The 3,933-nt window shown below is 57.6% G+C and carries 4 protein-coding genes; 3 read left to right on the top strand and 1 reads right to left on the bottom strand.

Annotation, left to right across the window (positions count from 1 at the left end):
* The first annotated feature begins 125 nt into the window (after positions 1 to 125).
* The gene (locus NW840_RS03735) at positions 126 to 1,154 is read left to right on the top strand and encodes an ABC transporter permease (RefSeq protein ID WP_011432487.1); all 1,029 of its coding nucleotides are present in this window, start codon (positions 126 to 128) and stop codon (positions 1,152 to 1,154) included.
* A gap of 24 nt (positions 1,155 to 1,178) precedes the next feature.
* On the opposite strand, the gene NW840_RS03730 is transcribed toward NW840_RS03735, so the two are convergent.
* On the bottom strand, positions 1,179 to 2,174 hold the full coding sequence (locus NW840_RS03730; protein WP_414342457.1) for an AAA family ATPase: 996 nt from the start codon (positions 2,172 to 2,174) through the stop codon (positions 1,179 to 1,181).
* Between the two features lie 131 nt (positions 2,175 to 2,305).
* Between NW840_RS03730 and NW840_RS03725 the strand changes: the two genes are divergently transcribed.
* A complete protein-coding gene (locus tag NW840_RS03725) occupies positions 2,306 to 2,746 on the top strand; it encodes an RrF2 family transcriptional regulator (RefSeq protein ID WP_414342455.1) in 441 nt (146 codons plus the stop codon).
* A 77-nt stretch (positions 2,747 to 2,823) separates the two neighbouring features.
* Complete coding sequence (locus NW840_RS03720; RefSeq protein WP_414342454.1) at positions 2,824 to 3,738, top strand: S1 RNA-binding domain-containing protein; 915 nt, start codon at positions 2,824 to 2,826, stop codon at positions 3,736 to 3,738.
* Positions 3,739 to 3,933 lie beyond the last annotated feature (195 nt).

The raw sequence follows: 3,933 nt of genomic DNA, 5'->3' as shown, positions 1-3,933 counted from the left end.
GAGCAGAGCAGGCTCAGGGCTACTGAAAGCCCGCTCCGTACCGCTTAGCGGTCGGAGCTGGGTAGTTTACCATAGTTCGACAAGAATCCAACTCAAAGAGCATATCCGAATATCCATCTGCATCTGTGGCTGTAACCTCTTCTCCGCCTTCCCGTTCCCGCGCTTTTGGCCTTTGGCCGCCGCTGGCCTTGGTTTTGCAGCGGCTGACCCAAGCGGTGCCGGTGCTGCTGTTGATCACGGTGCTCAGCTTTTTGCTCTTGCAGCTGGCCCCCGGAGATTTTTTGGATCCCTTGCGGGCGGATCCCAGTGTCAGCCAGGAGTTTATTGCCCAAGAGGAAGCGCGGCTGGGGTTGGATAAGCCCTTGGTTTGGCAGTACTTGACCTGGCTGGGCAACCTGCTGCAAGGGGATTTCGGGGTGAGCTACACCTATCGCGTGCCGGTAGCACAGCTCATCCTCTCCCGCGCCGGCGCTACCTTGCTGTTGGCGGTGTCCTCTGTGGTGCTGACTTGGCTGGTCGCCATTCCCCTAGGGATCCTGGGGGCGCTGCGGCAGAACACCCCCCTGGATCGGGCGTTGCAGTTGCTCAGCTACCTGGGCCAGGCCATGCCCAGCTTCGTGCTGGCCATTTTGCTGCTAATTGTGGCCCAAAACGTGAGCTGGCTGCCGGTAGGGGGGATGACCAGTGTTTATTTTGCCGAGCTTAGTTTGGGGGAAAAGTTGCTGGATCTGGGCCGCCACCTGCTCCTGCCCACGCTGGCCCTAAGCATCACCAGCTTTGCCGGGCTGCAGCGGATTACGCGGGGCAACTTCTTGGATGTGCTGCGGCAGGAATACATCCAGGCAGCACGGGCCCGTGGGATCCCGGAGTGGCGGGTGATCTGGTTGCACGCGCTGCGCAACGCCGTCAACCCCTTGATCACGATCTTGGGCTTTGAGTTTGCCAATCTGCTCAGCGGCTCTTTTATTGCCGAGTTTTTCTTCAATTGGCCGGGGCTGGGCAAGCTGCTCTTGGAGGCTGTTCAAAGTTTCGACATCAATGTGGTGATGGCGGGGCTTCTGCTGGGGGCCGTGATGCTCATTCTGGGCAATTTGTTGGCCGATTTGCTCCTGATGTGGGTGGATCCCCGGATCCGACCCGACTCACTGCTGTAGTTAACCATTGCTGCTACGGATCCCTCAAACAGGCGGCTCAATTGTGGAGACAATATCCCGAATCACCGCCTCAGCCTCTTGCCGTCGGTTGCCGGCCATCTCTCCCGACCCGGCCAGAGAAACCCGATGGGTCAGTACCGGCACGAACAGTGCTTGCAGATCTTCTGGCAAACAAAAGCTGCGCCCTTTCACCAGCGCCTGAGCCCGTGCTGCCCGCGCCAAGGCCAGGGCTCCACGGGTGGATACCCCCGCCCGCAGCAGCTTGGACACGCGAGTGGCCTGCACCACCTGCAGAAGATAGTCCGCCAGGGATCCATCCAAATACACCTGATCCACCGCCGACTGAATCTCTCGCAACTCCATCAGGGAGAGAACCGGCTGCAGAGCATCCACCGGCTCGGCCTGTTGCCGTTGCAAGAGTAAAGCTCGCTCTACCTCAGGGCTGGGGTAGCCAATCGACAGCCGTACCAAAAACCGATCCAACTGGCTTTCTGGGAGGGGATAGGTGCCGTGGTACTCCAAAGGATTTTGGGTGGCCAACACCATAAATGGGCTGGGCAGCGGGTAGGTGCGATCGTCCAGCGAAACCTGCTTTTCCGCCATTGCCTCCAGCAGGGCACTTTGGGTGCGGGGCGAGGTGCGGTTGATTTCATCCGCCAAGACCACGTGGGCAAAAATGGGGCCGGGACGAAATTCAAAATCCCCTTTTTCTTTGTTGAAAAGGGTGAGGCCAAGGATATCTGTCGGCAATAGGTCGCTGGTAAATTGAATCCGCTGAAACTTGGCTCCCAAACTGTGGGCGATGGCCCGCGCCAAAGTGGTCTTGCCTACACCGGGCACATCTTCAAGCAAAACATGACCTTCCGCAACCAAGGCCGTGACCACCGCCTGCACCACCTGCGATTTGCCCTGAAACACGGATTCGATATTGGCAATCAGCTTGCCAATCTGTTGGTGCAAGGTTTGTAATCGCTCCGCTGGGATCCGTGCTGAACCAGACCGGGTGCTGACACTCGCCATAAACCATTCCCAAAGGGGCCTATTCCACCTTACAGGCTGGATCCCATTGCCAGCTCAGGGCGGGATCCCGCTAAACCCCACTAAAAAACCGGAGTATCATAGACCTGAGCTCTCCACGAAGGATAACTATCTTGGAACTGTCTTGTAAAAGTGAATATGCTCTCCTGGCCCTTCTGGAATTGGCCCAGCACTACAGCGATGGCCAGGTGCTGCAGATTAAAGAAATTGCGGCTCATCAGTCCATACCCGACCGCTACTTGGAGCAACTGCTGGCCACCTTGCGCAGACAGGGGTTGGTGCGCAGCCAACGGGGATCCAAGGGAGGCTACTTCCTGGCCCGAGCACCCTGGCAGATCTCGCTGTGGGACGTTATTCAGGCCATCGAGGGGGAAGATCTCAGCCGCTCCCGCGACTTGCCCTCGGGCGATCTCACCCCAGAGCGGGAAGTGCTCCTGAAGGCCTGGCAAGATGCCCAAGCTGCGGCGGTAGCCATTCTCCAGAAGACCACCCTGCAAGACCTCTGCGACCGGCAGGCACAACAGCAACAGGCTCGGCTCATGTACTACATCTAGGCCAGAGGCTGGAGCTGGGATCCTTGGAAGGTTTTGGGTTATCCTGAAACACATTGCTTTTCGAATTGAGCCCTTCCATGACCGTTCGCTCTTCTCGCTCTCAGGCTGCCGATACGTTTTCCGCGGAAGATTTTGCCCAAGCTTTAGACAGGCAAAACCTCAGCTTCCAACCGGGGCAGGTGGTGCAAGGCCGCATTTTCCAACATCAGAACGATGGCGCTCTGGTGGATATTGGCGGCAAATCCCCGGCCTTTCTGCCTCTCAAAGAAGCAGGGATCCGCCCAGGGGAAGATTTGAGTGCCCTCTTTCCCCTAAAAACAGAAGCCGAGTTTCTCATCTTGCGAGAAGATGCAGAAGGACAAATTGTGCTCTCGGCGCGGCGGCTGAGGCTGAAGCGGCTTTGGGAAGAGCTGGCCCAGAAGCAAGCCAACGGCCAGACGGTAACCGTTCCGGTGATCGCCACCAACAAAGGGGGGGTGGTGGTGGATGTGCAGGGGCTGCGCGGCTTCATTCCCCGCTCCCACCTCAGCCAACGGGAAAGTCTGGAGGAGTTGGTGGGGCAATCCTTGACAGCAAGCTTTATCGAGGTGAACCCAGAAGCCAACAAGCTGGTGCTCTCCCAAAGGGCGGCTGTAAAGTCCGAGAACCTGAGCCGCTACACCAGTGGCCAAGTGGTGGAAGGCAAAGTCAGCGGACTAAAACCCTTCGGTGTGTTTGTGGACTTGGAAGAAGGGGTAACCGGGCTGTTGCACATCAAGCAGGTCAGCCAAAGTTTTGTAGCCTCGCTACCGGATTTGTTCAAACCAGGCCAACGCATCAAAGCTGTTGTCATCGATGTGGATGAGGCCAAGGGACGGATGGCCCTCTCCCTGCGGGTGCTGGAAAAGCATCCGGGCGAGGTGCTGGAGCAGCTGGACAGGGTTATGGAGGAGGCCGAAGAGCGGGCCGGTAAACTCAAGGGGAGAATAACATCCGACGGCCAAGTCATCTGATCCCATCTCTGCCTCGAGTTCGGATGCAAAACCTGCAGAGGGAAAGCAAGACGCCTTACGGCAATCAGAGGAAAATCACGTCGGTAGCAGGCTGGAGTTTATCTGCCACGTTTCCTAGTGCTCAACGCCTTACGGCAATCAGAGGAAAATCACAAACAGTTCTTCCTCAAATACACCCCAGGCCAAAATCTCGTG

Origin of the sequence: Synechococcus sp. R5-13, assembly GCF_047462015.1 — a bacterium.
GTDB lineage: Bacteria > Cyanobacteriota > Cyanobacteriia > Thermostichales > Thermostichaceae > Thermostichus.
This window is presented reverse-complemented; position numbering and strand designations above follow the sequence as displayed.